Raw genomic sequence first — 4,541 nt, forward strand, 5'->3', positions numbered from 1 at the left:
GGGCGACGCCGACCGGGCCCGATCCCTCGCCGAACGCGCCCTGGAGGTCGCGGCCCGCCACCGCGACCTGCCGACCACCGCCGACGCGCTCGAGCTCGCCGTGGTCGCCGGCCGAGGGGAGGCCGACGACCCTCGCCTGCGCGAGGCCGCCGGCATCTGGCACTCACTCGGCGCGCAGCGCCGCATCCTGATCAACGACGTCGTCACCGCGCGTCTGGCACGTGACCGGGTCGCCGCCACCATCGCGCAGGAGCAGCTGCGCTCACTCGGCGTACACGAGGACGCCTGGCACATCGCGGGACCGTTGCGGGAGGTCGGCACGATCGGCAGTGCCGCGGTCTCGGTGCACGTGCTCGGCGCCTTCGCCCTCGTGGTCGACGGGGTGGCGGTGCCGCTCGCCTCCTGGCCGTCGCGGAAGGCACGCGACGTGCTGCGGGTCCTCGCCGTGCGTGGCGAGGAGGGGGTGTCGCGCGCCGGTCTGGCCGCCCTGATCTGGCCCGACGCCGACAACGTCGGCAACCGGCTCTCCGTCGCGCTCTCCCATGTCCGGGCCGTGCTCGACCCCGGACGCCGGCTGGGCCCGGACCACTACGTCGTCGCCGACCGCGAGCGGGTCCGGCTCGACCTGCGCCACCTGGACGTCGACGTCGTCGACGCCCGTCGCACCGCGCACCGGGCGCTCGACGCCGCCCGGACCGGCGACCCGCACGCCGTACCGCTGCTGGAGGCGGCCGCGGCCCTGCACTCGGGCGAGGTCTGCGAGGACGACCCGTACGCCGAATGGGCGATGCCCGCCCGCGACGAGCTCGAGGGCCTCGGGCGCGAGGTGCTCCGCGCGCTCGCCGAGACGCTGGTCGCCGGGGATCGTCCCCGCGAGGCGCTCCCCTGGCTGGCCCGCCTGCTCGCCTGCGATCCCTACGACGAGCCGGCCTACGCCGACCTCGTCCGGCTGCTGCACCGGCTCGGGCGCTACGGCGACGCACGCCGGCACCACCGCACCTACGCCATCCGGATGGCCGAGCTGGGCGTGCCCGCCATGACGTGGGACGAGATGGTCGAGAGCTGAGTCACTCGGCCACCTCGCGTCACACGACCCGGCCTGGAGGGGAACTTCTCGGGGGTCATGCCGGCCGAGAAGTTCCCGAGTCACCGGTTAACCGGTGACTCCCCCCCCGGAGGTCAGCTGGCGACGACGACCTCGATGCGCTGGAACTCCTTGAGCTCGGTGTAGCCCGTCGTGGCCATGGCGCGCTTGAGGGCGCCGACGAGGTTCATCGTGCCGTCGGCGACGATGCTCGGGCCGAAGAGGATCTGCTCGAGCGAGCCGACGGTGTCGAACTCGACGCGCTCACCGCGCGGCAGGGCGGCGTGGTGGGCCTCCGAGCCCCAGTGGAAGCCCTTGCCCGGCGCCTCGGCGGCGCGGGCGAACGGGCTGCCCACCATGACGGCGTCGGCGCCGCAGGCGATGGCCTTGGCGAGGTCGCCGGAGGTGCCGATCGAGCCGTCGGCGATGACGTGGACGTAGCGGCCGCCGGACTCGTCGAGGTAGTCGCGGCGGGCGGCGGCGACATCGGCCACCGCCGACGCCATCGGCACCGCGACGCCCAGGACGGTCCGGGTCGTGTGGGCCGCGCCGCCGCCGAAGCCGACGAGGACGCCGGCGGCGCCGGTCCGCATCAGGTGCAGGGCCGCCTGGTGGGTGGCGCAGCCGCCCACCACCACAGGGACGTCGAGCTCGTAGATGAACTCCTTGAGGTTGAGCGGCTCGGCCTGGGAGGAGACGTGCTCGGCCGAGACCGTCGTGCCGCGGATGACGAACATGTCGACGCCCGCGTCGACCACCGTCTTGGCGAACTCCTTGGTGTGCTGCGGGCTGAGCGCGCCGGCGACGGTGACGCCCGCGTCGCGGATCTCCTTGAGCCGCTGGGAGATCAGCTCGGCCTTGATCGGCTCGGCGTAGATCCGCTGGAGGCGCTTGGTGGCCTCGACCCCGCGCAGGCCGGCGAGCTCGTCGAGGATCGGCTCGGGCGACTCGTAGCGCGTCCAGACGCCCTCGAGGTTGAGCACGCCGAGGCCGCCGAGCTTGCCGAGCGCGATCGCGGTGGCCGGCGACATGACCGAGTCCATCGGCGCCGCCAGGATCGGCAGCTCGAAGCGGTAGGCGTCGATCTGCCAGTCGACGCTGACCTCCTCGGTGTCGCGCGTCCGCCGACTCGGCACGATCGCCACGTCGTCGAACCCGTACGCCCGCCGGGCCCGCTTCGCCCGCCCGATCTCGATCTCAGTCACCCGTGGATCCTACCGACTTCCCGAGGGCATACTGCGAGCGTTGAATCGTCTCGGGAGGCGACCAGATGCCCCGTTCACCCCGCCGCACGTTCCACGCCCTCAGAGCCCTCAAGGCCCTCGTGGCCGCGCTGTGCACGGTCGCCGCCGTGACCGCCCTGCCACCGGCCCCGCCGTCAGCCGCCGCCACGACCACGACGGACGACCCCGGGCGGCTGATGCTGGTGCTGGACGCCTCGGGCTCGATGGCCGAGCCGGCCTCGGGCGGCGGCACGAAGATCGACGGCGCCAAGCGAGCGCTCGGCACGGTCATCGACCAGCTGCCCGCCGACGCCCCGGTGGGGCTGCGGGTCTACGGCTCGACGGTGTTCAGCCGCACCGATCCGGGAGCCTGCACCGACTCCGAGCGCGTGGTCGACATCGGCACCCACAATCGCGACGACCTTCGCACGGCCGTCGCCGGCTATCACCCGTACGGCGAGACGCCCATCGGCTACGCGCTGCAGGAGGCGGGCAGGGATCTGGGCACGACGGGCAAGCGCTCGATCGTGCTGGTCTCCGACGGTGAGCCCACCTGCCCGCCCGACCCGTGCGAGGTCGCCCGCAAGCTTGCGAGCCAGGGCATCGACCTGCGCATCGACGTGGTGGGCCTCGACGTCGGGGGCAAGGCCGCCGACGCGCTCCGCTGCATCGCGAAGGCGGGCCACGGCAGCTACTACGGCGTCGGCTCCGCCGAGGGCCTCATCGACGCCCTCGCGACGCTCGCCACCCGGGCGGTCCGCCCCTACGAGCCCACGGGGGAGCCGGTCGTCGGCGGCACGAGCGCCACCGACGCGCCGACGATCCGGGCCGGCTCGTACAGCGACCAGCTCGGCGGGCCGGGCACGGTCTCCGGAGTGCGCACCTACGCCGTCGAGCGGAGCCACCCGGGCTCCTCGCTCACCCTCTCCGCCAGCATCCTCACCCCGACGTTCGCCGACCACGCCAAGGCCGACCTCTGGGACGGCCTGCAGGTCGAGCTCAGCGGGGCCGACGGCGGCTCCTGCGCCAGCGCGACTCCCGGCACATCGCGCAGCATGGACCGGCCGTTCGTGGTCGCGACGGTGACCGACGACGCCTGCGCCACCGACGAGCAGCTCCTGCTGAGCGTCACTCGGGACGGCGGCGGGCAGCCGTTCACGACGCCGTTGGAGCTGGTCGTCACCGAGGAGCTCCCGGTGGCCGACGCCACGGCCCTGCCGCCCGCGGCGAGCGGCGTCGCCTGGGTGCCGCCGCCGGGCGGCAAGCCGGTCGAGGAGACCGCCGGCGGCACCTCCTTCGCCACCGCGACCCCGCTCGCCCCCGGCGTCTACCGCGGCACGCTGGTGCCCAACGAGATCCAGGTCTTCAGCGTCGACGTCGGCTGGGGACAGCAGCTCGCCGCCTCGATGACCATCGCGAAGCCGGCAGGCAAGCTCGCCGCCGCGCTCAGCCAGCAGGGCTCGCCGTTCTCCCTCGACCTCTTCGGCCCGACCCGCGCCGACGCGCGCGCGGTCGCGGCCACCGGGAGCGTCCCGGCCGACACGTGGTCGCTCTACCCGACCGGCGGCGGCACCAGCGGCGGCACGACCGCCGTCGTGGCCTACCGCAACCGCGAGAGCGGCGACGACGCTCTCCTGGCCTCGGCGCGGGCCGGCTCGTTCCCCGTGGTCGTCTCGCTGATCGACGACCGGGCCACGTCGTCCTACGAGGTGCCGTTCGTGCTGCGCGTCGGCGTCTCCGGCGAGATCACCGGCGTGCCGACGTACGCGACCCCCACACCGTCGCCGACGCCGAGCGAGACGGGCACCGGCGGCACCACGGCACCGGAGGACGACGCCCGTACGACGGCGGCGACCGAGCCCCAGGGCGAGGGCTCCGACGGCGGGCCGCCGGTGGCGCTCCTCGCCGCGGGCGGCATCGCGCTACTCGGCCTCCTCGGCACCGGCTACGCCCTCGGGCGACAGCGCCGGCGCCGCGGGTCCGGCGCCTGAGCGTCCGTCCGGCTCGCCGGAGCGGACCCGCTCCAGGTGGCGGCGGTCGCGCTCGGCGGGATCGCCCCGGAGGGCCGCGGCGAGGGAGTCGCGGCCGGAGATGCCGAGCTTGCGGTAGGCCGAGGACAGGTGCACCTCGACGGTCTTGGGCGTCACGAAGAGGCGCTGGGCGATCTCGCGGTTGCGCAGTCCGGCGGCGGCGAGGCCGGTCACCCGGGACTCGCTCGCCGTCAGCGCCGCCAC

Annotated in this window: 4 protein-coding genes; 2 read left to right on the forward strand and 2 right to left on the reverse strand. The window is 74.7% G+C overall.

Going from position 1 to position 4,541, the window contains the following annotated elements; all coding sequences use genetic code 11:
• Window positions 1-1,066 (forward strand): AfsR/SARP family transcriptional regulator (locus QM572_RS16875; protein ID WP_415095136.1); only part of this gene is annotated, 1,066 nt, incomplete at its 5' end.
• A 113-nt stretch (window positions 1,067-1,179) separates the two neighbouring features.
• On the opposite strand, the gene QM572_RS16880 is transcribed toward QM572_RS16875, so the two are convergent.
• Window positions 1,180-2,289, reverse strand: coding sequence for a GuaB3 family IMP dehydrogenase-related protein (locus tag QM572_RS16880; RefSeq protein ID WP_415095137.1), 1,110 nt, complete (start codon window positions 2,287-2,289; stop codon window positions 1,180-1,182).
• A 65-nt stretch (window positions 2,290-2,354) separates the two neighbouring features.
• Here QM572_RS16880 and QM572_RS16885 point away from each other — a divergent pair, with 65 nt between their 5' ends.
• A complete protein-coding gene (locus QM572_RS16885) occupies window positions 2,355-4,298 on the forward strand; it encodes a vWA domain-containing protein (RefSeq protein ID WP_415095138.1) in 1,944 nt (647 codons plus the stop codon).
• Here the strand turns inward: QM572_RS16885 and QM572_RS16890 are convergent.
• The coding region (locus tag QM572_RS16890) for a helix-turn-helix domain-containing protein (RefSeq protein ID WP_415095139.1) at window positions 4,230-4,541 on the reverse strand (312 nt) is incomplete at its 5' end. The two genes, QM572_RS16885 and QM572_RS16890, sit on opposite strands and share 69 nt — an antisense overlap.

Source organism: Nocardioides sp., from assembly GCF_047607365.1.
Classification (GTDB): Bacteria; Actinomycetota; Actinomycetes; order Propionibacteriales; family Nocardioidaceae; genus Nocardioides.

Coding starts and splice junctions, on each gene's coding strand:
- QM572_RS16885 (WP_415095138.1), top strand. CDS start 2,355: ATGCCCCGTTCACCCCGCCGCACGTTCCACGCCCTCAGAGCCCTCAAG.